The organism is Micromonospora sp. NPDC023644, assembly GCF_040640115.1.
Lineage (GTDB): Bacteria > Actinomycetota > Actinomycetes > Mycobacteriales > Micromonosporaceae > Micromonospora.
Genome location: NZ_JBFABA010000122.1, coordinates 1 through 1,214, shown reverse-complemented (window position 1 = coordinate 1,214; position 1,214 = coordinate 1). Strand labels below are relative to the sequence as shown.

1 protein-coding gene and 1 pseudogene are annotated in these 1,214 nt (G+C 79.9%); one reads left to right on the top strand and one right to left on the bottom strand.

Translation table 11 applies throughout. The annotated features are described in order from the left end of the window. A pseudogene (locus AB0G08_RS30160) lies at positions 1 to 666 on the top strand (serine/threonine protein kinase); the annotation flags it as partial. Between the two features lie 10 nt (positions 667 to 676). On the opposite strand, the gene AB0G08_RS30155 reads toward AB0G08_RS30160, so the two are convergent. After that, on the bottom strand, positions 677 to 1,214 hold a 538-nt coding region (locus AB0G08_RS30155), incomplete at its 5' end, for a hypothetical protein (protein WP_358094374.1).

Here is a 1,214-nt window from a genome sequence, read left to right as displayed (position 1 = left end):
CCTGGCCGTGCTGGGCCGGGCCGGCCGGCCATCGGGCCGCCGCACGGTGGGCAGCCGGGCACCGCCGCGCCGCACCGCGCATCGTCGGGCGGGCCGGCGCGGGTGGGGGACCGGCCGGCGGGCCGGCGGCGGTTCGGCGTCGTGGGGCTGGGCGTCGCGGCGTTGGTCGCCCTCGGTGCCACGGCGGGCGACGCCGCGATCGCCGGGCGGGACGCCGGCACCTGGACGAGCGGGCCGCTCACCGTCGCGCTGCCGCCCGGATGGCGGGCCGCCGGCACCGGCTGGGCCGGCCAGTACGGCGACGACGGCCGGCTCGAACCGGCCCTGGTGATGTCGCCCGACCCACGCCGGTGGGCGGCGGACCCGACCGTGCCGGGTGCCTTCGTCGGGCTGTCGGCCGGCATCGCCGCGCGGACCACCCCGGCGGGATTCGTCGCCGAGCGTTCGCACACGGCGTGTGCCGCCGCGCCGGTACGCCGTACCCGCCAGGGGGGCGTGGACTGGGTGGTGGCCCGGTTCACCTGCGAGAAGGGCCGACCCGAGATCGTCGAGGCCGCCGGGCTCGCGCCCGGCCGCGCCGGCCTGATCTACGTGCAGGTCACGCCCCCGTCCGGCAGCCGGGCCGACTTCGTCGACACCCTGCTGGCCGGGGTACGGGTCAGATGAGCCCCACCGGTCACCGCACCACCACGGTGACGGTGTGCGTCGTGTCGCCCTGCGGGATCAGCACGGCCACGGTGCCGGGGCGGACGAACCGGATGTCGACCACCCCGCCCTCGTAGCTGCGGGAGACCAGGTCCTCCCGGTCCACGCTCACCTCGCCCGGGCCGATGCCGATGATCCGCAGCACCCCGCCGGAGGCGAAGCAGAGCGAGGTGAGCAGCGCCAGCTCGGTCTCGGCCAGTACCACGTCGTAGCGCACCGCCCCGTGGCAGGTGCCGGGCAGCCCGCTCGGCGACCGCGTCGCGGTCGGCGTACGCCCGGCGGCGGTCGTCGGGGGCGCGGCCGGCGGTGGCCGCCGGGTTGGCGGGACGACGGCCGGCGTGCGGGGCGTGCCCGGTCCGGGCGGCGAGGCGGTCGACGGGGCGGCGGTCGACGGGGCGGCCGGCGGCGGGCCGGGGGAGCGGGGGCTCTCAGCGGCCGGCGGTTGCACGGGCAGCGGCGCGACGGGCGCGTCCCCGCCGCCGCACGCCGCTACCGGCACGGCCAGGGCC